Below are 24,123 nucleotides of genomic sequence, written 5' to 3' on the forward strand. Positions count from 1 at the left end.
CTAAGTCTTTTTTCTACTAATTATTGATTTGCATAAGCATTTAATAAGTATTGGTTAATCGTTGCTTTAATCAGCTCTTGACGGCCAGACTTATTTTTAATTTCTTTTAAGTTTAGTGCGTGTTCTTCTAGTGATTTAAAATCAGCTTTACCATCTACGATATCTTTACCAATTCCTTCTTTGAAACTTGCGTAGCGGTCATTAATAATATTTTCAAATACTTGATCTTCTACTAGCTGGCTTGCCACTTTGTAACCAACTGCGAAATGATCCATACCAGCAATATGTGCATGGAAAAGATCGTCTTGCTCAAATGAACCACGACGTACTTTCGCATCAAAGTTAAGACCGCCTGAACCAAGTCCGCCATTTTTAATAATTTCATACATAGCTAGTGTTGTAGAATAAATATCTGCTGGGAATTCATCCGTATCCCATCCTAATAACGGATCGCCCTGGTTGGCATCAACTGATCCTAATAAGCCATTTACACGTGCATAACGAAGCTCGTGTTCAAACGTATGACCAGCAAGTGTTGCGTGATTCGCTTCTATGTTTAATTTGAAATGATCTTGAAGACCATATTTTAGTAAAAACGCATGAGCAGATTGTGAATCGAAATCATATTGATGTGTTGTCGGCTCTTTTGGCTTTGGTTCAATTAAGAATTGTGCGTCAAAGCCGATTTCTTTAGCATAGTCTACTGCCATATGGAAGAAGCGGCCAAGATTATCCTGTTCCAAAGCTAAGTCGGTATTCAATAAGGTTTCGTATCCTTCTCGTCCGCCCCAGAACACATAGTTTTCTCCACCTAATTCTTTACCAATCTCTAATTGCTTTTTCACTTTTGCTGCCGCATAGGCAAACACATCAGCATTACTGGAAGATGCTGCACCATGGACAAAGCGTGGATTAGTAAAGTTATTGGCAGTGTTCCAAAGCAATTTGGTATCGCTATCTTTCATGTGATCTTTAATTAAAGCAACAATCGTATCAAGATTTTGATATGTTTCGCGTAGTGAATCGCCTTCAGGTGCTATGTCTACATCATGGAAACAGAAGTACTTCACACCAAGCTTTTCGAAAAATTCAAAAGCAGCTTCTACTCTCGCTTTGGCACGATCCATACCTGTGTATTTGTCCCAGTTACGTAATGCAGTACCCGTACCAAATGGGTCAGACAAATCTTCTGTGAACGTATGCCAGTATGCCACACCAAAGCGAAGAAATTCTTCCATCGACTGGCCGTTTATTTTTTCTTCCGGATTATAAAATTTAAATGCAAGTGGATTTTTTGATTTAGGTCCTTCATACTGAATCTTGTTAACGTTTTCAAACCATGTCATTTATTCATACCTCCATCGCCTTATTCGGCATAATTGATTTCGTAAATATTATAGCAACTCCCACAAAGTTTGTCTAGTGAATAAACAAAGATAATAGAATTATTTTATCTCATATGTTAAAATAGTTCTAATTTAATATGCAAAAAGAAATGAGTGTAGCACATGAGTCAAACATGGAATCAATATGTCGTCAAAAAAGAAAACAAAGCATTAGTATTAAAAACAATTTTAGAAAAAGCACCTATTTCGCGTGCAAGCATTGCCCAGGTTACCGGTTTAAATAAAGGAACCGTCTCCTCCCTGGTTAGTGAACTGATCAACGAAAAACTAATTCATGAATCTGGCACAGCAGCATCTAGCGGCGGAAGAAGACCGGTCATTCTCCTTCTTAATGAAAAAGCAGGATTTACAATTTCCGTCGACCTCGGCGTCCAGAACATCTTAGCTGTATTAACCGATTTGCGAGGCAATATTATTTTAGAAAAGATGACGCATTTTGAAGGTCACGACTTGGATCAAGTACTATCCTCTCTCTATCAATTAATTGATCAATTGATAGAGGAAGCACCACCATCAGAATATGGCATCGTAGGGATCGGGATTGGTGTTCCGGGTGTGGTCACAACCGAAGGAGAAATTCTGCTTGCTCCCAATTTAGAATGGAAAAAGGTCCCATTGAAACAATTACTCACAGAGCGTTATCAAATACCTGTCACGGTAGAAAATGAAGCAAATGCAGGAGCGTACGGAGAAAAAATGTATGGTGCTGGCGAAATGGCTAACGAATTGATTTATGTCAGTGTCAGCATAGGTATTGGTGTCGGTCTATTATTAAATGGAAATCTATACCGCGGATTACGTGGTTTCTCAGGAGAATTAGGTCACATGACGATCGAAAAAGATGGAAAAAACTGCCGATGCGGAAACCAAGGCTGTTGGGAATTATATGCCTCTGAAAATGCATTATTAGAAAAAGCAGCAAATGCTGGTTATCAGACGGGAACGTTAGAGGAGGTCGTAACTGCTGCAGATAATGGAGAAGCGAAAGCACTGGAAATACTTGATGATATTGGCGATTACATAGGTGTCGGTATTACGAATATTATCCATATTTTCAACCCAGAACAAGTGGTATTAGGAAATACGATACTTGCCGCCGATGAATATCTATTGCCAGCTATTGAGAAAAGAATTGAAAAAAATACGATCGGCTTTAACAAAGATGATGTACAAGTTAGTCCGGCAAAATTAAAGCAACATTCCACTGTGCTAGGTATAGCTGCCTTCAATATTGAAAAGTTCTTTCAAGAAACAGGGAATGAAATGATTGCGAATTAATCATCACCCCATGTCAGCGAATATCATATGCTGACATGGGGTGATGTCATGGATAAAGATTATCAAGCCTATTTGGAGAAGTTGTTAGAATGGGGCGAAAAAGTAAAACAAAAGCTGACCGAATCAGATTTGACGGAAGAAGAAATCAAACATGCCACAAAACAAGTTGAAATTTGGCAGGAAAACTTGTCCGAAATGTTGCTGACTACTCACGATGAGGATTTAGATCGATTAGAAGATGTCAGAATGCAAGCTGAGCAACTTGTTGAAAATTTCAGAAAGCCACAAGAAAGCAGTATTCCGTATGGCAAACACAAGCTGCCACCATTACCTTATGCCTATAACGCACTTGAGCCATACATTAGTGAACAAATCATGCGCCTTCATCATCAAAAACATCATCAAGCATATGTAGATGGTTTAAATAAAGCAGAAAAAGCATTATATATCGATAAGAAGGATTCCATCAAACATTGGTTACGGGAGCAGGCATTTCACGGTTCTGGTCATTACTTACACACTATCTTCTGGTACAATATGACACCGAAAAGCAAGAAAAAACCGGCAGGCGCAATTTTGAGACAGATCGAGAAAGACTTTGGTTCCTGGAGAGCATTTAAAGAAATGTTTACTAAAGTGGCTAACTCAGTGGAAGGTGATGGCTGGGCAGTGCTATTATGGTCGCCAAGAAGCGGAAAATTAGCTGTTCAATCGTTTGAAAAACATCAGCTATTCCAAGTACCAGACACTATCCCTCTATTAGTGTTAGATGTATGGGAACATGCCTATTATCTGCAACATTTCAATGATAAAGCAGCATACATCGATAACTGGTGGAATGTAGTGAACTGGGATAATGTTAACGAGCGCTTTAAAGAAGCAAGCAAAGTGAAATGGCAGTTGTTCTAAACCACTGTTAAATCTAGCCAGGAGATGCATTCGAACTACATCATTGCTAAAATTTGCTCATATATCAAATGAAAAGCCGAACGGTAGCATAAAATTGTCCTCAAACAAGATTCATGCTGCCCCTCGCCTTTTCTTTTATGCTGTATCTATAAACTTGAAGTAACTTTGTGCAATAGAGTAATAGAGCTGCCATTTTGAAAGATTTTAAGTGCTAAGTAAAGCTCCGGAAATATGCGTAGCTCTACAACAATTGGAACAGCTAAAAGCAGTGGCGCTAGGCATGATGCATCATATGAATGAGGTATAGACACTAAAGGATACCGCTCAAAATGCCACCTCTTGTAACAGTTGTAGATCCTAAACATTAGCGTAGACCAACTACGTAGACTCCCGCGGGACGTGCAGGATGCGAAGTGGTTAGCCGGAGCGATATCCCACCACCACAAAACATGTCAATAGGATTTCACGCCTGATCATCACATTTTATAGAACTAAATCTTCATTACTTATAGTTGTGTCCGATCATATTCTTTCCCATAATGCTTTCGTGCTGAGAATTCGTGTACGAGGCGAATGGATGGTTTGATTAGAAATTGTACACTAGCGATGACAAATAGTGTGACACCCCATGTTTTCAATGATTCAAAATAAAAAAAGATACTGCCGATCAGAAACCAGACCGCAATGGTAAAATCATTAATCGTATATAAAATATCATAGATATTTTTATAAAAGCGTTTATGCTGTTTCATGCGTTGATCTACATAATTCTTACGTGATGAGTCATGTTGATAGTGCCGAGATCTTTCTTCCATCTTTTCTCCTCCTTCATAACTCCTCATTTATTGGTTATAACCCAATTTCATGAAGATCAAACATACCTTTTTAAGGAAGAAGACGTATTCCCTGCTATTTTTCTTGCGTTTTTCACCTTATTTATAAATTGGTTTGCTTTTGAGGAAATATCTGTTAAGTATGCTTCCGACAGTTCGGTCGTTCCTTTCACTAATGTACTTCCGGCCCCTATTGCCACTGCTCCGGCTTTAATATATTCCCCTGCGTTCTGGAGATCGATCCCACCTGTTGGTATCACAGGAATATGAGGTAAAGGACCCTTTAAGTCTTTAAAAAAACGTGGTCCAAGTACACTGGCAGGAAATACCTTGATCATATCTGCACCATTCTCATATGCCGTTAAAATTTCCGTTGGTGTAAAAGCGCCTGCAACGGAAACAGCACCATATCGCTTGGTCATTTCGATCGTCTCTTTTCTTACCGTTGGGGAAAAAATAAAGGACGCTCCAGCCATAAGAGCTGCTCTTGCTGTTTCTGCATCCAATACAGTGCCCGCACCTACTATCACATCATCACCAAATTTATCCTTAACCTGTTCAATTAACGTTAAGACCTTCGGAGTTTCCACCGTTATTTCTAAAATGGTTACTCCTCCATCATACAATGCTTGTGCTACTGGAATAATTGTCTTAGGCGTCATATTCCGCATAACGGCAATAACCCCTGTATCGGTCATTCTTTGTAAACCATGCACATTGATCACCTACCTTTTGACATCCTGATTTGATTTCCTAGACATAAACTGCTCTAATTCCTCCCGATCTGGTAAACCTTGATAATCTCCTATCATTTGTGTCTGAATGGCACCAACTGCATTCGCCCGCTTCACCGCTTGATCAGTTGGTAAACCGTCAAGTAACCCTGATATAAATCCTGCCGCAAAGCCATCACCAGCCCCGACTGGGTCGATAACCTCCTTCACTTGATGAGGAGGTATGAATCCGCTCTTGTTTTTCGACTTATAATAAGCTCCTTTTTCACCTAATTTGATGACTACCTGGTCACATCCTGCTTCTAAGAATAGCTCTGCAGCTCTTTCCGGATTTTCTTCACCAAATAAGAAAATCGCTTCCTCCATGCCTGGTAACACGAAATCCGAATAACCAATCAATTCCTTTAAAACTGCTCGTGCTTTCTCATCTGGCCAAAGCTTCCGTCGTAAGTTAGGATCAAAGACAATATTAATGTTACATGTTGACGCCCGCTTCATCAGTGACACCATTGTTTCGTACGCCGTGTCACTTAAGGCTGGGGTTATCCCTGTTAAATGAAGGTATTTTGCCTCGTTCCAATATGTTTCATCTATATCATCCATTGTTATCTGACTGGCAGCTGAACCTTTTCGATAATATTGAACACGCACGTCTTTTGCATGGCGTATTTCTTTAAAATATAAACCGGTCGGATGTTCATCATCACGCTTTACTTGACTAACATCTACCCCTTCACCACGAATGCTGTTCAAAATAAAAGTTCCAAATTCATCATTACCGAGTCTGCTGATCCAACCGACATTATGACCTAATCGAGCTAATCCAATAGCTACATTGGACTCTGCCCCACCAACATCTTTTGAAAAAGTCTCTGCGTATCTCATCATCGGCGACGTAGCAGGTGTAAATAAAACCATTGATTCCCCAACCGTAATGACATCTTTCATCCTTACACCCCACTATAGGCCATAAAGCCGCCATCTACAAGAATACATGTGCCAGTCACAAAGCCACTAGCTTCCTCGTCTGTCAACCACAAAAGTGTACCTAATAGATCCTCTGGAGATCCGAGTCTTCCCATCGGCGTATGATCCAGGATTTTTTGCATCCTCGGAGTAGGTGAACCATCTTCATTCGTTAATAATGGCCTGTTTTGATCAGTTAAGAAAAAACCAGGGGCAATCGCATTCACTCGGACGTTTGCCTCTGCCATATGTACAGCAAGCCATTGGGTAAAGTTGTTGATCGCTGCTTTAGCTGCACTGTATGCCGGTACTTTTGTCATTGGACTTGGCGCACTCATGGAAGAAATATTAATAACTGTCGTACGTCGATCCACCATCCGTTCTGCAAAAATCTGTGTCGGGATCAAGGTGCCTATAAAATTCAGATTAAATACCGATGAAAAACCTTCTGTTGTCATATCAAAAAAACTGCGGATGGCTGGATCGATCTGATCCTCTTTGCTGAATCGCTCATTGGCCGTAGTGCCATCTGGATGATTGCCGCCTGCCCCATTAATAAGTACATCACAAGCACCAAATGTCTGAAACACTTGTTGTTCTGCTGCAATAACCGCATTACGATCCAGTACGTCACATGCAATTGCGATTGCCTCACCTTTTTCCAACTTTATTTCATTAACAACTTTTTCTGCTTTTGCTAAGGTACGATTCAGGATTGCCACTTTCATGCCTTGCCGGGCAAATTCTTTCGCCATTGCCCCGCATAAGACACCTCCTCCACCAGTAACAACCGCTACTTTATCCTTTAAATTGCTGTGTATCGGTAACATGAAGTTCATCCTTTCGTTTAATCGATTGATAAGCATCCCACAAGCCTGATAAATACATAATGCCGAGGGCTCGATCATATAAACCGTATCCTGGCCGGCATTGTTCATCCCAAATATGTCTACCGTGATCCGGTCTTACATAACCTTTATAGTGAATATTATTGTATGCCTTTACAATGTCGTCAATTGCAATGGAACCATCACGTGTCAAGTGAGAGGTTTCTATAAAATCACCATTATCAAACAAATTCACATTTCGAATGTGGGCAAAATGTATATGTCCTTCAAACTCATGAATCATGGAGACAATATCATTATCCACTCGAACACCAAGAGCGCCTGAACATAAAGTAATACCATTGCAATCACTAGGTACCAGGTTGATAATTTCTCTTAATCTCTCCTGTGTTGTCACAATGCGAGGTAAACCGAATATTTCCCATGGTGGATCATCAGGATGAATAGCTAATTTCATATCATACGCTTCACAAACTGGTATAACCCGCTGCAGAAAATATTTCAGATTATCCATTAAGTCTGTGGTACTAACTTGTTGATAGGCATGAAATAGTTCCTTTAATGTTTCTAATCGCTCCGGTTCCCATCCTGGCATTGTATAATCAGGATTAGATGCGATTTTCTCTACCAATTCCGTTGGGTCCATGTCATCGACTTTCACTTTTTCATAGAATAACGCTGTCGAATCATCTGGCAATTTTCCAAACAGATCGGTACGTACCCAATCGAAAACCGGCATAAAATTGTAGCAAATTACCTTGGCACCCACTGTGGCTAAATTTTTTATCGTTTCGATATAATTATGAATATAGTGATCCCGATCCGATGTACCGAGTTTAATAGATTCATGAATATTGACACTTTCTACGACATCGAGATGCAAGCCATATTTATTTGCTTGTTTTTTTATTTCTTGTATTCTTTCAAGTGGCCATATTTCCCCGGCCGGCACATTATGAAGCGCCCAAACAATTCCTTCTACACCGGGAATCTGTTTGATTTGCGAAAGACTGATACTATCATTTCCTTCACCAAACCAACGAAATACCATGCGCATGTGGATTCCTCCTCTTTAGCCAAGATCAATTTCGGCGTTTAATGTAGTGAAAATTTGTGCTAGCTCCAAATCACTGCATTAAACACACTACTTTTCTGCTAATCTATCTCTGCATTACGTCCTCGCAGTTTTACTCTGACAAAAATCGACTCTAGTAAATGGTCCGATTATATTGATCAGCAATGCCTGATTTTCGGTAAAAGTAGCTGTTAATTTGATCTCTCCATTCTTTAGCGTTCATCTTTTGTCTATAGAGTCGATCTTGCACATGTTTAAAACGGGCGTTGTCCATGACATGCTCTAAACTGTTCCAAATATCCATTAAGTCTTCTACTTGCTCATACCCTTTGAAATGAGTGTTGTAAATATGTTGAATAACGGTTTCTCCATTTTTCAACGTATACTTGTATGGTACATGGTGAAAAAATAAAAGCAGCTCATCCGGGCATTCGCTAAGAATATTATAGATGAATCGGTTCGGCTCTTCATACTGTGAGGTATATCCTGTCCCCGTTTCGATGGTACGATCTACACCGATTCCTTCACGATCTGCAAAATGATAGGTACCCCATCTGGAATATTCATAGCCATCAATATTAGGGCCATAATGGATTCCAGGGGTCACCATCCAGCCAACTCCGAGTGGCGCTGTATAATTTTCATATATTTTCCATGAAGATAACAGCATTTTTTCGATCTTTGCTAGGACTTCTTTTTGGTTACCGAATGTTTGGATGATCCATTCCTCCGCAATTTGCTGAGAAGATAATGACGGATCCCAGGTTAAACGGCCATATCCATACAAATTCGCTTGCGCAAGTGTATGTCCTGTCCAATTTTCATCATTTCCAATATTTGAAACAGCAGCAATACCACTGTGTTTATACACGTGTATGTTTCCTGCTACAATTTCTGAAATAGTGGATCCAGGCCCTTTTATATGTGTATCGAATGCTAACACCTGCTTCCACTGTGGTATTAAATAACAGAGGTCGATTTGCTGACCTGTATATTCCTGCGCTACCTGAAATTCGATTAATTGATTCGTCTGAGACATCGCACCTAATAATGGCGAAACTGGCTCACGAACCTGAAAATCCAACGGCCCGTTTTTAATTTGCAGAAGCACATTTTCATGGAAACGTCCATCCAATGGTTTAAAGTGGTCATATGCAGCCCTTGCACGATCGGTTGCACGATCCCGCCAATCCTGCAGGCAATTATAGACAAAACAGCGCCAAATGACTTTGCCATCGTAGGGTTCCAATACTTCTGCTAACATGTTGGCACCGTCTGCATGATCACGATTATACGTAAATGGTCCTGGCCGATGCTCGGAATCTGCTTTAACGATAAAGCCCCCAAAATCAGGAATGTAATCATATATTTCTGCGACCTTATCTTTCCACCACTGCTTCACCTCTCCATCTAACGGATCTGCTGTTGACAATCCATCAATCGTTATCGGACTGGCAAAATTAATGCTTAAATATAGCCTGATTGCATAAGAACTAAAAATGTCCGCTATTTCTTTTATTTCCGGCAGATATTTTTTGGTGATAAAATAGGTTTCCTCTTCCCATACATTCACATTATTAATACAGATCGAATTTATACCAATCGACGATAAATACCTTGCATAATCATGTATTCTGGCCTTATCCTTCACAATTTTTCCATTTTGATAAAAAATTGATTTTCCTGAATAACCTCTCTCCACACTTCCATCAAGATTATCCCACTGATTTATCATCCGGAACTGATTCTTCGGCTGATCTGCTATATGCAGTTGTGAAGGGTCTGCTTTCATTTGCATCAATCGAATAAAATGATGAATGCCATACATTACACCTGCATCAGTGTTTCCTACAAGATACGATTTTTGATTAATTGTTTGGACTATAAATCCTTCATCAGCTAAATCGGCTAACAAACAGCGTTGTCCCTCTTCCAGAAACCCAGCTAATTCTTTTTTGTTACCGATTACAAAATTAGCATCCTGGACATCCTCGGCCCAGTTTATCTCGTAATCTAACATTTCTTTAACGGCAATTTCCAATTCATTCTTAGCAGAAAGAATAATCGGATCGTCTTCTTTGATCACTACATGACGCAATACTCTCTGATATTGATCTTTCACCTTTTTTTCTGTAATAGGTTCATACTGTAACCACATTTTATAATTACTGCTATTCAACAGCTCTCACCCCTAAATAAAAAATTCTGGATTTTCCCGTTTCAGATCATTTTTCTCCACATTTACTAATTTAAGATGGTCCATTACCAATTTCTCTGCTAACAAGCCATCTTTAGCAGATATTGCTTCGAATATTTCTCGATGCTGACTGACAATAATTTTCCAATCGTGATTAACAGAAAGACGTAATAAACGTAGTCGGTCAAATTGAATATTCATTCGCTTCACCATTTCCCATGTACGGTCTTTCCCACAACCTGTATATAATAATTGATGAAATTCATCATCTAATTCAAAAAGCCGTTGGAACGACTCTTTTTCTAAAGAAAATTCTTGTAAAGTAAGATTAGTTTCTAATTGCAGCAGTGCTTCCTCATCCATCGATGCGGCTGCTTCCTTCACAATTGCCTTTTCAATATTCTCTCTGATGAATCTGCCTTCTTCCACTAACTTTAAATCAATTTTGGTTACGATCGTTCCTATTTGCGGATAAACCCCTAACAGTTCTTCTTGATTCAGTTTAAGAATTGCCTCTCTTACTGGTGTCCTGCTGACATTTAATTTGTCTGAAATCTCTTTTTCTGATAATTTTGTTCCTGGTGCAATCTCGCCATTCATAATTTGTGCTTTTATTGTGTTATACACGTAATCTCTTGACGATCCTCTCGCTCGTTGACCTAAATTCGCCATTTCTTCATCACCTTTATACTAGTATGGTAGTAACTAGTATACAATGAGTGGACTAAAAATACAACAATAACTGTTTTTTACTGATTATAATCCCACAAAACCTTCCATTCCGATTCTTCTTCTATCAAAATCACAGGCTGTTTGATTTCCAAATAGCCGTATTTGCTGTCGTACATACATGTAACATCAATCCGATATACGGTGTATTCCACAGTCGGATCCTCTGCAATTTCAAAATTTTTTATTTCAGTCGGATCTCCAAGGCTAAAATCAAATGAATCCACTCCGAAATGATTAAGAAATACATGCGCACGATCTTCCATATACGTTCCTTTATTAAATCTTTTTTTCATCGAGGAATGAAACAGTTCCCATGAATTTCCGAAATCACCATCTTGTTCATATTCATAAAACTGCTCCGCTACCTGTACTACCTGGCGTTCTTCCGAAAACAGATACATGATACCATATACAATTAATGCCAACACTATTATTAAAGCTCCAAGTCCGATAAAAAATAAAATTTTCCGTTGTTGACGGTCATAGAAATGCCGTTTTTTCATGTTGATCACCCACTGCTTTACGTATTTTAAAACGAGCTCTATACTAAAGCTTATTCAAGGAAAAAAAATTTATTATTTCTATAATTTGAATAAAATTAGTATAAAAGACCTATTGTAATCGCTTTCTGTATTTTATATAATGAAATCGGTTACAATAATAGTTGTTGTGTACATATACTGTTCATATCATTCCAGATGTGGATAGATGTACAGTATTTTGATTCAAAATAGATTGTCCCCCTTTGCACCCTGCGAATGTAGGGTGCCTTTTTTTGTCCTCTGAATAAATTCTGCTCTATACTAAGTATGGTGTGCTTCCTGAATTGATGGTAATTGAGGAAATGCAACAAAAGTGGCCTTCCGGTAAAGCTTGAAACCATGCTTATTTATGCTTATCAATAGCAAACCGTTCGTTCCATGCTTCAACTACATCAGCCCGTCACGATCCAATGGCATAAATGGCATAAAACAAAGTATTGGCGCCATACTTGTAAGAAAAACATTCTTGGAAAGATCGAAGTTTGTAAACCGGTATCACCTTGTATCAATCAAATGCAAAATAGCGTCTTAATCAATGTGGGATCTAAGTCAATCTTGTCCATTATAATCAACCACTTTAACCTGTAATAAAAAAAAACACCCTCATAATTGTCCAGACAAAAAGGTTCCGTCCATCTATGAAGATGAGGAACCTTTCATTTCACTAAAAGTTGATATTGTTTAATGAGCTTCTGCGTGTCTGATATATCTTTCTTCATTTTTTTGATGCATTTTATCTTTTAAGAATGGGATAACGTAGCGATCCAGACCGAAACGTCCTGCATTATATCCTGCCACTAGGATGAAGATCGTTAGTAAAATCATCTGGCCATTGGTGCTTACTGTACCACTGAATAAGAAGGCGAAGTTCATGATGATACCCATTAATGCTGCAAAGTTGGTGAACAAACCTAAGATTAACGCCAAACCTACTAAAAATTCACCCCACATTACCATGAAGCTGAAGACATTAGCACCTGGTAATGCCACGATTTCCAAAAAGGTCGCCCACCAGCCTTGGACTGCTGGATGATCACCTGTTGCCTGACCAATCGCCCCTTGAATAAAACCACTTGCATCAAATCCTCCACCGGTTATTTTTCCCCAACCGCCAGTTAACCATTGATAGCCTAAATATATTCGGATAAATGTTAACACACCAGCAACAACTTTATTACTTCTTAATAGATTGGTAAACATTTTAACCTCTCCTTTTTGTTCATTATTTCACATAAAATATTGTAGTTAATGACTGCCTGCAACAATATGCTTCCCGTTATTCCTTCTTTTTTCAACGATTTGATGTAAAAATGGAATAACATATCTATCTAATCCAAATCTGCCTGCATTATAACCAGCAACTAACAGTATAGCAGTTAATAAAATCATCTGGCCGTTAGTACTCACTGTTCCACTAAAGACAAAAGCGAAGTTCATGATAATTCCCATTAATGCTGCAAAATTAGTGAAGATACCCAGAATAAGTGCAATACCTACTAAGAATTCACCCCACATTACCATGAAGCTGAAGACATTGGCACCTGGTAGTGCAACACCTTCCAAAAAAGTTGCCCACCAGCCTTGAACACTTGGATGTTCACCCGTTGCACCTGCAATACCTCCTTGAATAAATCCTGATGCATCGAAGCCACCACCGGTAATCTTACCCCATCCTGCCGTCATCCAATGATAACCTAAATATACTCGAATAAATGCCAGTATCCCCGCAACAACACGATTTGTTCTTAGAAACTCGAAAAACATTGTTCCTCACTCCTTTTGTTCAATTTTTCACATATTTTTAATTGACTGTTTTCTTTATTACAATTACATCATATCATTTTTTTGTCATTCCGCAACAATATTGTTCAATGATTCACAAATCATACAAAAGATTATGTCAATTTTGTGACAGAAAAGTCTTTATCGGGTATGCTATGGGTATATGACTATATAAGTGAGGTGCCTAAATGAAATTTCGCAGACTCGGTAAAACAAATGTAAACGTATCCGTTGTTGGGATTGGTACATGGCAGTATGGGGGTGAATGGGGAAAAAAATTTACACAGCTCGAAGTAGACCAGATTCTTCAGCAGGCAAAAATAGAAGGAATTAACTTAATTGATACCGCAGAATGTTATGGAGACCACCTATCAGAACAGTTTATCGGTGACTTCCTTAGCAGGGATAATCGTGAAGACTGGGTTATCGCAACAAAATTCGGACACCATTTTCTCGGTAATTTTGAAAGGACTCGTCATTGGAGCGCTGACGAAGTCTTAACACAACTAGATGCCTCTTTGAAATCTTTAAAAACCGATTATATCGATGTTTATCAAGCTCACTCCTGCAGTAATGAAGAATTCCAGAACGATGATTTGTGGACAATGCTGGATAAACAAAAACAAGCAGGAAAAATAAGACATCTTGCTATTTCATTAAAAGACAATGACGATCCGTTTCAGACAGTGAAAGCAACTGAAGTTGGAGCGGAAGCTATTCAAGTAGTATATAACCGTCTTGATCGGGCTCCTGAAGAAGCGATTTATCCATCAGCGATCAAGCAAGATCTAGGAGTATTAGCAAGAGTTCCATTAGCAAGTGGCTACTTATCAGGAAAATATAAACCAGGTGTTACTTTTGAAAGTACTGATGTCCGATCAAAGCACGATCGAAATCAGACTGAACGCGTGTTAAATATGGTGGAAGAAATTGCGCGCCATGAAGTTCCTGAAGGTGTTAATATGGCAAGCTGGGCACTTGCATGGTGCTTAAAGCATGATGCTGTGACCACCGTCATTCCTGGCTGTAAAAGCCCAGAACAAGTCATAGCCAATGCCAGAGCTGCAGATTTAGATATGGTTGCAAATGATCATCCTCAGTCCAAGTGATCTAATCGAGACTTGAACATATCACAACTGTTTGTGCTAGAACATAAATAATCACGTTTTTAATCTCAATTGCCACTTTTTAAAATAATAAGGAGTGGAAGCTGCGAACTAATGAAAATTTGGTAAGTCTTCCTGAACTTCTAATCGTTGATGAGTACATAATGAGGAGTGGATAGGGACTTGTCCCGGTTGGAGAACTCTATCGACCAATGTGTGCTCAAAATGAAGTAGGATTGTCCGATTGAAGAGTTCTATCGGACAATCTGCGCTTGAAATGGAGTGAGATTGTCCGATTGGAGATCTTTTTCGACCAATTCGCACTTGATTTGATGTGGCATGTCCGATTAGAACACTCCTTCGACAAATTATGTCCGTGAATTTGGTGAAAGGTGGCCATTTTGGAATCTTCCGGTATCGTTTAGCAAATTGTTTGTTAGCTTTTAAAAATTGACGAGATAACTCGCAGTTTATTTATACAGCACAAGAGAAAAAAACAAACGTAGCACGAATCTTCTATATTAAAAGTTCATATTATCATTGGCTTTTACAATGACCAACATAATTTTCTGCCAGACTTTACAGGATTAATGACACCATTGCGAAAACTAGTATGATGCCGGCGAGTATGAAAGGAACTACAATTGGTCGTATTTCATCTTCTGTTGTTGCTTGTTGCCATTTTACTCTAATGTTCTTCCAATCTAAGATGACAGTAATGGTTATCACAACAAAAACCACATATGGGAATGTGGATGGAATATAATAAACAAATACGAAACCAATTAGGATAAGAACCGTCTGGATGAGACGATACCGTTTCTTATTCACACCTTACCTCCTCTCTCTGTATAATAAAAAAGCATAGAAAGTCTAGCTTTTTTATTTGTAGTTTCCGTAAACATCCTGGCGGACACTCTCATCTGTTGAATAAGAATTATTATTATAGCTATTCTCTTGTTCCATCTCTTCCTGATCAAGTTCCTCTTCTTCGGATGGCTCTTCCAACTCCAATTCTTCTTCTGATTCCTCTATACGGTCAGCATTCATTTCTGTAACAGAAATTTGTGAGGATGAGGAGATTAACTTCGTTTCATGAAGATGATAAGGGTACTCTTTAATTGCATTTTGATTGAACACGGTCTTACCTTGATAATAACTTAGAACAAACCAGCCAATACCAATCAGCATCGTGATACTAACTGCTATGGTTATGTATATCGCAAACGAATCATGAACTTTTCTCAGTATTCTCCCCTCCACAACACACGATATTTATACTACCAAATTACCATTGCTAACTAAAAATGTAAATAGTATAAGGTTATTTTCCTATCCTTTATCTTTTGTTCTGGTTATCTAGAATTAGCTATTGTGTTCTTTTCCGCCATAAGTTAATCATCAGCTTGTTCTAAGCAAACTATGATATTTTTGTCTCGGTCACATTTTAATCTGGCGTTATCTAACTTAAGTTCAGCAACTTGAATGGATGACCTTTTGGACCGATAGCTCTTCTCTGTGTATCCTTTGTTTCCATCTGGATGTGTAAATTAAAGATATACGCTTTCTCCTTCACAACTTAAACATCCTCATGTCTTCTTTATTAGCATCCTCGATAAGAATTTTATTATATCGTCTCCATATTATTGCATCATCAGATTGATAGATACCTCATCCCATTCATCAACGATCAGCCAATAGTACTATTGCCATTCGAACACATTTGATCCTTATGCGCGGAAAAACTGCTATTACGGACCAACAGTCGTCCATCTATACTGTCCGCAGCAAAGAGATGCTCCCGTTATATTCTTCTTTATACCACATTCGCCAATTGCCGTTCGGTAGCCGGTGTACAGCCGCATCAATCACAAAATTTGAGCTTAAGTGCAGTGTACTTTGATAGTTCCATTCTCATAAGTCCTTACTAGTATAATACAAAATAGACTGGTGGTGTCCCTCCCATTTGATTGGAATTCCGTCAATGTAACTGACATTCATATGATAAATACCTTCAGGGGCCCAAAAAGTGATTCGACCATTTTGCACATCTAATTCCGAAACTAGTACCTCGATATAATCAATCACAACCATCTGTCGAACTCACAATTCCTAAATCGGTACCATGGAACCCATGAGACGCCAACTCTTGGACTTGTTGTGCTTCTGTTTGTATATAGCATCCACCAGTTTTGTTCTAAGTGATTCCATATAATTGTCGGATCTGCAGCACAATCATAGATGGGATCACGAAAAAGTGGTGCTGGTACAACTTTTCTCTCATACTACTAACCTCCTTTACATATAGAAAAAGTGTATCTTATTAGCAAGATACACTCTTTCCATCCCATCCTCAACTTTATCTATACATGCTTCGCGAAACTTTGTTTGACCTCTTTCAGTACATCATCCCCATCACGGTCCCATAAAGATTGGTTAATAATCTCCACCTCAATTGGACCATGATAACCTGCTGCTTCTACTGCTTTTCGCATTTTATTAATCTCGATCACGCCATCACCCATCATAAAACGACCTTTGAACATATCATCCATTGGCACTTTCCAGTCTGATACGTGGAAGCCTAGAATTCTTCCTTTTGCTCTCTCAATTTCCGCATAAAGATTCGGGTCCCACCAGACATGATAGACGTCAACTACAACACCGACTTCATCTGTTGCATATTTTTCAGCAATGGTAGTTGCCTGATCCATCGTATTAATGACCGATCTGTCTGCTGCAAACATTGGATGAAGCGGTTCGATCGCTAGCTTTACACCGTGTTCTTTAGCAAAGGGAACAAGCTGATCAATTCCTTCTGCCACTTGTTCTCTCGCTGTTAGAATATCTTTATCAGCACTTGGTCCACACACTAATACTAATGTGTCCGTTCCCAGCTCTGCAGCTTCTTCCACGGCACGTTTATTGTCATCAATTCGTTCTGCACGTTCCTTAGCAGTAGCTGCTGGGAACATTCCGCCACGACAAATACTGGACACCTGCAAGCCAGCATCTTGTATCATTTTTTTCGAATTCTCTAAACCTATTTCTGCAATTTTATGACGCCACACCGAAATCCATGGCACTTCATTTCTGACACAGCCCTGCACCGCTTCTTCTAACGTCCACTGCTCAGTCGTTATTTGATTGAGACTAAGACGACTCATTAATGATTGATCTGTCATCGAGACCCCTCCTGTTTCACACCTGCTAGTTCAAGAGCAAGACGCATTCTTTCCGCTGCCAAAGCTGGGTCACGTAACAGTCCCGCTTCATCTGCCATTACAAACAGATCAGATAAATGCACGATGGAACGAGCACTTTCTTTTCCACCAATCATACGGAAGTGGTCCTGATGTCCATTTAGATAAGCCATAAAGACGACGCCTGTCTTATAGGAGAACGTCGGTGATTGGAAAATATGTCGGGATAATGGCACTGTTTTTTCCAATAACTGATCATATTTCTGAATGTCGCCAGCGTCTAATGCATGCAATGCTGCCGCAGCAGCTGGAGCAATTGCGTCAAAAATACCTAACAAGGCGTGACTGTATCCTTTTTCATCACCTTTAATCAATTCAGGATAATTAAAGTCATCACCTGTATACATTCGAACGCTATCAGGTAGTAATCTTCGCATTTGTATTTCTTTTTGATCATCTAATAGTGAAATCTTGATACCATCCACTTTTGATTCATTATCACGGATAATCTGTAAGCAGACCTCCATTGCCTCATCTAAATCTTCATGTCCCCAATAGCCTTTCAGTGCGGGATCAAACATATCACCTAGCCAATGCAAAATGACAGGCTGTGATACGTTTTGCAAGATTTTATTATAGACGCGTTGGTAATCCTCTGGTCCTTTTGCACAAGCAGCAAGTGCACGGCTCGCCATTAAAATAATTTTACCGCCTTCACCTTCCACAAATGATACCTGTTCTTCATACGCTCTCTCGACATCTTCTAAGGTGACAGATGGAGAAGGTTCTAAATGATCCGTTCCAACACCACTAGCAATATTGCCTCCTACAGCTTTCGCCTCTTTCGTAGAGCGGGAAATTAACTCTTTTGCTCCTTCCCAGCTCAGACCCATACCACGTTGCGCCGTATCCATTGCCTCTGCTACCGATAAACCAAGGGACCATAAATAGTGGCGGTATTCCATTGTTTTATCCCAATCAATTTGGGCATTTAACGTTGGATCTGCATCCGCCAATGGATCAGCTACCACATGGGCAGCTGAAAATGCGGTTCTCTTTTCAAACGGTTTATCCTTCGGTATGTCAAAAGGTGTATAAGCACTTGCTTCATACGTATATAAGTTTCGATCTTTGTTTGGCAAAATTAACTTCGTCATTGTTGTACCTCCTTACAATTTAATTTCCGGTACGTCTACCCAACGTCTTTCTTCCCATGATTTCAAACCAAGATCAGACAGCTGTGTTCCTTTCGCCCCTTCTAATAAATCCCAAGGGAAAGGTTCGCCTGCAAACACATGCTTCAAGAACATTTCCCACTGCACTTTAAAACCGTTATCGAAAACATCATTAGCCGGTACTTCCTGCCATTGATCCTGGAAGTCAAATGGATTATCAATATCTGGATTCCATGTTGGTTTCGGTGTGTTGACACGGTGCTGTACCTTACAATCACGCAGGCCTGCTACCGCACTTCCTTCTGTACCATCTACTTGAATCGTTAATAAGTCATCACGATTTACACGAACAGCCCATGAAGAGTTAGCTTGAACGATCACGCCATTATCCAATTCAAATGTACCATATGCTGCATCATCTGCAGTCGCGGTGTACGTTTCACCATTTTCATCGACACGTTTCGGGATGTGTGTTGCTCCTAAACAGGAAACAGATTTTACATTTCCAAACAGGTTATCGATCACATAGCGCCAGTGCGCGAACATATCCACAATGATACCGCCACCATCTTCTTTACGATAGTTCCAGGATGGACGCTGTGCTTCTTGCCAGTCCCCTTCAAATACCCAATAACCAAATTCCATTCGGACAGAAAGCATTTCTCCAAAGAATCCAGAATCAATTAAGCGTTTTAGTTTCAGAAGACCTGGTAAGAATAATTTATCCTGTACTACACCGTTTTTCACGCCAGCTTCTCTTGCTAATCTGGCTAATTCTACAGACCCTTCTAAATTAGTTGCAGTTGGCTTCTCACAATAAATATGTTTACCAGCAGCAATTGCTTGTTTAATAGATTCAGCTCTTCTTACAGTAGTTTGAGAATCAAAATAGATTTCGTTGTAATCGTCGGCTAATGCTGCTTCAAGATCAGTCGAATACCGTTCAATTCCATGCTCTTCTGCCAACGCTTTCAATTTCTTCTCATTTCGACCGACAAGAATCGGATCAGGCATCAATGTATCTTCATTTTTAAGCAGGACACCGCCTTGCTCTCTAATCGCTTTAATAGAACGAATCAAGTGCTGGTTCGTTCCCATTCTTCCGGTAACCCCATTCATAATAATTCCAATTTTATGTTGTGCCATTCCTTTTTGCCCCTTTCGATTGCTAAGTTACCCCTATCTTAGCGCAATAAAAAAAATTCGTCTTATTAATCTAAGAACGAATTTCTTAATTTCGGAAATGAATTATGTCGAAAAACAAAAATTAGTCATTTGTCTCTGGCAATTGTTCCATATGACGTTGTTTCGTCCGATATTTATGTGGCGAGATATCGGTACTGTTTTTGAACGTTCGATAAAAAGTAGAAATCGATTCAAAGCCTACCTCGAAACAGATCGAGGCGATGTCTTTATCGGTCTCCGCCAGCATTTTTTTGGCCAGACCGATCCGGACTTCCGTTAAATACTGTATAGGGGTGATTTGATAGGTTTCTTTGAAAATAGTATTCATATGTCTAGTACTCATGCCTAGTCTCGCTGCCAAATCTTCGGCATGAATCCAGTCAAAATAATGGCTGTCAATATATTCTTTCAGCCGTTCGGAACGTAATGTATTAGCATCTGCTGTTTCAGAATGGTGTTCACCGCGTGCAATCAGCAGCAGCAAATGAGAGAGAAATGTAAGCAACGCCGTTTCTTGATGCAAGCTCGAATTAGCCTGTTCATACAGCATCGTTCTTAATAATTGACGGATCTCACTACTGTTAAATGGGTTTAACCCGATAAATTTCGACTCATGCAACGTTTTTTTGAACAAGTCACGATTATTGCGATTGATAACACGCTCATCAAAAGCCAAAACAAGAACCGTTAATTTATGATCGGACATAATCGCGTGTGAGGTTAACGGCGTAATAAAACTTAAGTGATCTTGCTCGAATTGAAATTCCTTCCCGTCTAGTATGACTTTTCCCGTTCCTTCGAGCGCATAAATCAACTGGTACACCTGATGATGATGCTCTTCAATTCTGTCTCCACCTGTATGCTTACTCTCGTATAACTGTATTCCGTATGGTTCCATTCTGACATCTTTTAACATGTAACCGCTCCACTTTTTTATAGAATTTAATTTGCTTTTACTGCGAAAAAAAAGAAGTTGTGATATATTGCTATTATATTATAAAGTGTTGAATAGAAAAAGTGAGGAGAATCCAATGATGAATCAAAAAATTTCTGTCGTATTAGTTGGTATAGGGGGATATGGGAATGTATATTTACGCAACTTATTTAGCGGAGAATTTGAAAGCGCATTCGTTGCGGGTGTTGTCGATGTAAGTCCTGAGCGCTCCAATTACTATCAGGAAATTATCGATAAGAAAATACCAATCTATGATTCTTTGGAGCAATTCTATCAAGAGCATCAAGCAGACTTAGCTATCATTTCTACTCCAATCCATTTACATAAACAGCAAGCTTGTTTAGCAATGGAAAAAGGCAGCCATGTTCTTTGTGAAAAACCAGCAACCGCAAATCCAGCACATTTGCAAGAAATGATTGATACGAGAGACCGCACAGGCAAAAGAATGGCTATTGGCTTTAACTGGTCCTTCATTGAGTCCGTGCAAAATTTAAAACAAGCCATTTTGGACGGGGACTTCGGTAAACCGTTACGTATGAAAAGTTTAGTATTATGGCCAAGAAATGCGGATTATTTTAACCGATCAAGCTGGGCGGGCAAAAAGTACAGTCCAGATGGAGAGATGATTTTTGACAGTGTGGCTAATAATGCAACCGCCCATTTCCTTCATCACCTCCTCTACTTAGCAGGTGATACCATCGAGACAAGCGCAGAGATCGAGCAATTATCAGCAGAGTTATATCGTGCTAATCCGATCGAAACATTCGATACATGTGCAGTCCATCTTTATACGAAAAATAATGTGGAAATGATTTATTTAGCAACACATGCTGTCGAAGAAGAACATGAACCAAAATATCAAATGGAGTTTGAAAACGCGACGATTACGTATCATCCTGAAGAGAGTGACAACGAAATAATTGTAAAATGGCATGATGGCAGCGAAAAAATTTACCATGATGATCCTGAAAAGAAACATAATGCAAAACTGGGAGTTATGCTAGAAGCAATACAAAACGAGCAGCAAAGTATTTTATGTGGTCCAGAAGCAGCCCGCGCTCATGTTAACGCGATTTATGGCATGCATCAATCCGTGAAAGACATCCCTTCTTTCCCGAAAAATGTAATGGAGTATCACGAAGATCGCAAATTAACAACCGTCGAAAATTTAGATAGCATTCTAACCCAATGCTATAACCAATTCTGCTTACCAAATGACCTTGGCGTGGAATGGAGTCAGACAGGTGAGATTATCAAATTTTAACTTGATTAAAGCGATCCGGAAAAGGACTATTTTTCCGGATCTTTGTATAAGCACTCATTTTGATACTTTTGTCAAAGAGCATTACTCCATTAATTCTCAATATCACTTTACGAAATATAAAGAAAGACTAAGCATAAACCTGCCGTAACTAACTCAAGAAAATACAACTACCCATTATATGGATTATGTCAAGTGAAACTCTAAAGCGATGTGGTAATTTTGAAACAGAGAATGTGCTAGGATATCGCTTCGGCCAACCACTCCGCGTCCTGCGGGGCACGGCTGAAGCTAACTTTGTAAAGAAGACCGCTTTACAAAGTGGATCTTCAGCACCTGCTCAATCCCGCGGGAGTCTACGTGGTTGGCCTACGCTAGGATTGGCACTCTACAACGTTTGAAAGAGGTAGCATTTTGAGCACATCCATAATTGTATAAAAATATTAGCATTCGAATGAATAACATATGCTAGCACCACTGCTTTTGTGTTACATAAGTTGTAGCACTTCCTTAAGCGTAGGAAATATGCGGAGACTCCCGTGGAATCAGCACGAGCTGAAAATCCACTTTGTCTGTGCCTGTGTCTGCAAGTATCGCTTCGAAGTGAGCTTACTCTGCACAAGGCAGCAAAGAAGTTGTCCAATTAGTAGCCTAGCTGAAGCCATGCCCACAGGACGCGGAGCAATTTTTAGGAGCTTTGCTACGCATATATTAACTATCAAAATTACCACATCGCTTTAGAGTTTCACTTGACATAATCCATATTATAAGAACCTTCACTTTAATTTTTTCAAACTTAAGCGAAAATTTTGTAAATCCGCTTTAATAAGGTAATTATGTAGAGAAAAAGCCGGACTCGACACGTATGGTATCTATCATAACTTCGTGTCATGTCCAGCTTTTATTGTGACTTATTACATATCTTCTAACTCAAGCTTGGTTAAGCTCTTCCTAATTTTTTCTATAGAATAGCCCATATTCGCCTCTACTGCTGCAACATATGCACCTTCTACTAACGGTACATGGTTGGCGAGTTGGATATTTTCACGTTCGGAAAATTCAATAGCCATTTCTGCATTCATTTTTGCACTGCCTAAATCATAGAGAAGGATAACACCTTTCCCATGATCTGCATCTTCAATGGCCTTGCTGATCAACTCCATATTTGTGCCAATTTCTTCATCCTCTGTTCCAGCAGCAATAGCAATGGGAACATCTGAGATGACTTGACTGATCAAGTCGTAGACACCTTCACCTATCTTCTTACTATGAGAAATGATGACAAGTCCTACTTTATCCGCCATAGTTAGTCCTCCATTTCGATTACAGTTGCCAGTGCTTCAAAAATATAATAAGATGACATAGAACCGGGATCTACATGCCCACGTGAACGCTCATTCAGATAAGAAGCCCTGCCTTTTGTTGCTTTCAGTTCTCGTGTATCTTCAATCGTCGCCTGGCAGACCTCGAGCATTTCCTGCCAATCTTCTACTTTTTCAGTTCCTAGAAAATCAGCTACCTGATACCATACATCATATAATGTTTTTTCACCGAGTTCGGCATTACCACGCATTTTTATTCCTTCCAGTGCCTGGTCTATTGCAGATTTAAGATTTTGCTGATCAACCTCTTGTCCTTGTAATGCTGTCGCCATTTTCAAAAAAGCCGTTCCATAAAGAGGTCCGGAAGCACCGCCAATTTTAGCTGTTAGCGTCATCGCAGCAGATTTTAATACATCTGCCACTGATTCATATTCTGTACCATCAATTTTTGCCACCACTTCACCAAAGCCCCTTGCCATGTTAATACCATGATCTCCATCACCAATAGCCTGGTCTAAGGCTGTCAATTGTTCTTTGTTCGCTTCCATTCTTTTATGAATTTCTCTCATCCATTGTATCGTCTTTTCGACCGTCAAAATCATCAATTCATTCTC

Annotated in this window: 24 protein-coding genes; 4 read left to right on the forward strand and 20 right to left on the reverse strand. The window is 39.4% G+C overall.

Features of this window, described 5'->3' with window-relative positions:
* Positions 1 to 20: 20 nt before the first annotated feature.
* On the reverse strand, positions 21 to 1,346 hold the full coding sequence (gene xylA, locus MUN88_RS20525; RefSeq protein WP_244718829.1) for a xylose isomerase: 1,326 nt from the start codon (positions 1,344 to 1,346) through the stop codon (positions 21 to 23).
* Between the two features lie 162 nt (positions 1,347 to 1,508).
* On the opposite strand from xylA, the gene MUN88_RS20530 reads away from it, so the two are divergent.
* Positions 1,509 to 2,684: an ROK family transcriptional regulator gene (locus tag MUN88_RS20530; RefSeq protein WP_244718832.1), complete on the forward strand. Its 1,176-nt coding sequence runs from the start codon at positions 1,509 to 1,511 to the stop codon at positions 2,682 to 2,684.
* Positions 2,685 to 2,732: 48 nt separating this feature from the next.
* Positions 2,733 to 3,593, forward strand: coding sequence for a superoxide dismutase (locus MUN88_RS20535; RefSeq protein ID WP_244718834.1), 861 nt, complete (start codon positions 2,733 to 2,735; stop codon positions 3,591 to 3,593).
* Positions 3,594 to 4,099: 506 nt separating this feature from the next.
* Here the strand turns inward: MUN88_RS20535 and MUN88_RS20540 are convergent.
* From MUN88_RS20540 to MUN88_RS20585, 10 genes are all read right to left on the reverse strand, one after another.
* Positions 4,100 to 4,408, reverse strand: a complete 309-nt coding sequence (locus MUN88_RS20540) for a YrhK family protein (RefSeq protein WP_244718847.1) — start codon at positions 4,406 to 4,408, stop codon at positions 4,100 to 4,102.
* A 56-nt stretch (positions 4,409 to 4,464) separates the two neighbouring features.
* Positions 4,465 to 5,124: a bifunctional 4-hydroxy-2-oxoglutarate aldolase/2-dehydro-3-deoxy-phosphogluconate aldolase gene (locus MUN88_RS20545; RefSeq protein ID WP_369810010.1), complete on the reverse strand. Its 660-nt coding sequence runs from the start codon at positions 5,122 to 5,124 to the stop codon at positions 4,465 to 4,467.
* Between the two features lie 27 nt (positions 5,125 to 5,151).
* Positions 5,152 to 6,108 carry a sugar kinase gene (locus MUN88_RS20550; RefSeq protein WP_244718851.1) on the reverse strand — a complete coding sequence of 319 codons (957 nt, stop codon included), beginning with the start codon at positions 6,106 to 6,108 and terminating at the stop codon, positions 5,152 to 5,154.
* A gap of 2 nt (positions 6,109 to 6,110) precedes the next feature.
* A complete protein-coding gene (locus tag MUN88_RS20555) occupies positions 6,111 to 6,956 on the reverse strand; it encodes an SDR family oxidoreductase (protein WP_244718853.1) in 846 nt (281 codons plus the stop codon).
* On the reverse strand, positions 6,925 to 8,031 hold the full coding sequence (gene uxuA, locus MUN88_RS20560) for a mannonate dehydratase (protein WP_244718854.1): 1,107 nt from the start codon (positions 8,029 to 8,031) through the stop codon (positions 6,925 to 6,927). Before uxuA ends, MUN88_RS20555 begins: the two co-directional genes overlap by 32 nt.
* 151 nt (positions 8,032 to 8,182) lie before the next feature.
* Positions 8,183 to 10,207 (reverse strand): alpha-glucuronidase family glycosyl hydrolase, encoded by a 2,025-nt coding sequence (locus tag MUN88_RS20565; protein WP_244724668.1) that lies wholly within the window; start codon positions 10,205 to 10,207, stop codon positions 8,183 to 8,185.
* Between the two features lie 33 nt (positions 10,208 to 10,240).
* Positions 10,241 to 10,918 carry a GntR family transcriptional regulator gene (locus MUN88_RS20570; protein ID WP_244718855.1) on the reverse strand — a complete coding sequence of 226 codons (678 nt, stop codon included), beginning with the start codon at positions 10,916 to 10,918 and terminating at the stop codon, positions 10,241 to 10,243.
* Positions 10,919 to 10,995: 77 nt separating this feature from the next.
* Positions 10,996 to 11,481 carry a hypothetical protein gene (locus MUN88_RS20575; RefSeq protein WP_244718856.1) on the reverse strand — a complete coding sequence of 162 codons (486 nt, stop codon included), beginning with the start codon at positions 11,479 to 11,481 and terminating at the stop codon, positions 10,996 to 10,998.
* Between the two features lie 720 nt (positions 11,482 to 12,201).
* On the reverse strand, positions 12,202 to 12,720 hold the full coding sequence (locus MUN88_RS20580; protein WP_244718857.1) for a DoxX family protein: 519 nt from the start codon (positions 12,718 to 12,720) through the stop codon (positions 12,202 to 12,204).
* 45 nt (positions 12,721 to 12,765) lie between these two features.
* Complete coding sequence (locus tag MUN88_RS20585; protein WP_244718858.1) at positions 12,766 to 13,284, reverse strand: DoxX family protein; 519 nt, start codon at positions 13,282 to 13,284, stop codon at positions 12,766 to 12,768.
* A 206-nt stretch (positions 13,285 to 13,490) separates the two neighbouring features.
* Here MUN88_RS20585 and MUN88_RS20590 point away from each other — a divergent pair, with 206 nt between their 5' ends.
* Positions 13,491 to 14,411: an aldo/keto reductase gene (locus MUN88_RS20590; RefSeq protein WP_244718859.1), complete on the forward strand. Its 921-nt coding sequence runs from the start codon at positions 13,491 to 13,493 to the stop codon at positions 14,409 to 14,411.
* Positions 14,412 to 14,987: 576 nt separating this feature from the next.
* Here the strand turns inward: MUN88_RS20590 and MUN88_RS20595 are convergent.
* The 7 genes from MUN88_RS20595 to MUN88_RS20625 all read right to left on the reverse strand — a co-directional run bounded on the left by MUN88_RS20595 (position 14,988) and on the right by MUN88_RS20625 (position 20,887).
* Complete coding sequence (locus MUN88_RS20595) at positions 14,988 to 15,239, reverse strand: hypothetical protein (RefSeq protein ID WP_244718860.1); 252 nt, start codon at positions 15,237 to 15,239, stop codon at positions 14,988 to 14,990.
* Positions 15,240 to 15,290: 51 nt separating this feature from the next.
* Positions 15,291 to 15,599, reverse strand: coding sequence for a hypothetical protein (locus tag MUN88_RS20600; RefSeq protein ID WP_244718861.1), 309 nt, complete (start codon positions 15,597 to 15,599; stop codon positions 15,291 to 15,293).
* A 723-nt stretch (positions 15,600 to 16,322) separates the two neighbouring features.
* Positions 16,323 to 16,502, reverse strand: coding sequence for a hypothetical protein (locus MUN88_RS20605; protein WP_244718864.1), 180 nt, complete (start codon positions 16,500 to 16,502; stop codon positions 16,323 to 16,325).
* Between the two features lie 269 nt (positions 16,503 to 16,771).
* On the reverse strand, positions 16,772 to 17,593 hold the full coding sequence (locus tag MUN88_RS20610) for a sugar phosphate isomerase/epimerase family protein (protein WP_244718867.1): 822 nt from the start codon (positions 17,591 to 17,593) through the stop codon (positions 16,772 to 16,774).
* On the reverse strand, positions 17,590 to 18,768 hold the full coding sequence (locus MUN88_RS20615; protein WP_244718870.1) for a dihydrodipicolinate synthase family protein: 1,179 nt from the start codon (positions 18,766 to 18,768) through the stop codon (positions 17,590 to 17,592). The genes MUN88_RS20610 and MUN88_RS20615 overlap by 4 nt, the downstream gene beginning before the upstream one ends.
* Positions 18,769 to 18,780: 12 nt before the next feature.
* Entirely contained in the window at positions 18,781 to 19,932 is a 1,152-nt protein-coding gene (locus MUN88_RS20620) for a Gfo/Idh/MocA family protein (protein WP_244718872.1), read from the reverse strand.
* A gap of 121 nt (positions 19,933 to 20,053) precedes the next feature.
* Complete coding sequence (locus MUN88_RS20625) at positions 20,054 to 20,887, reverse strand: AraC family transcriptional regulator (RefSeq protein ID WP_244718874.1); 834 nt, start codon at positions 20,885 to 20,887, stop codon at positions 20,054 to 20,056.
* 115 nt (positions 20,888 to 21,002) lie between these two features.
* Between MUN88_RS20625 and MUN88_RS20630 the strand changes: the two genes are divergently transcribed.
* On the forward strand, positions 21,003 to 22,190 hold the full coding sequence (locus MUN88_RS20630; RefSeq protein ID WP_244718876.1) for a Gfo/Idh/MocA family protein: 1,188 nt from the start codon (positions 21,003 to 21,005) through the stop codon (positions 22,188 to 22,190).
* A gap of 911 nt (positions 22,191 to 23,101) precedes the next feature.
* Here the strand turns inward: MUN88_RS20630 and dhaM are convergent.
* A complete protein-coding gene (gene dhaM / locus MUN88_RS20635; protein WP_244718878.1) occupies positions 23,102 to 23,491 on the reverse strand; it encodes a dihydroxyacetone kinase phosphoryl donor subunit DhaM in 390 nt (129 codons plus the stop codon).
* Between the two features lie 2 nt (positions 23,492 to 23,493).
* Positions 23,494 to 24,111: a dihydroxyacetone kinase subunit DhaL gene (gene dhaL / locus MUN88_RS20640; protein ID WP_305852484.1), complete on the reverse strand. Its 618-nt coding sequence runs from the start codon at positions 24,109 to 24,111 to the stop codon at positions 23,494 to 23,496.
* Positions 24,112 to 24,123: the final 12 nt, after the last annotated feature.

Source organism: Gracilibacillus caseinilyticus, assembly GCF_022919115.1.
Classification (GTDB): Bacteria; Bacillota; Bacilli; order Bacillales; family Amphibacillaceae; genus Gracilibacillus; species Gracilibacillus caseinilyticus.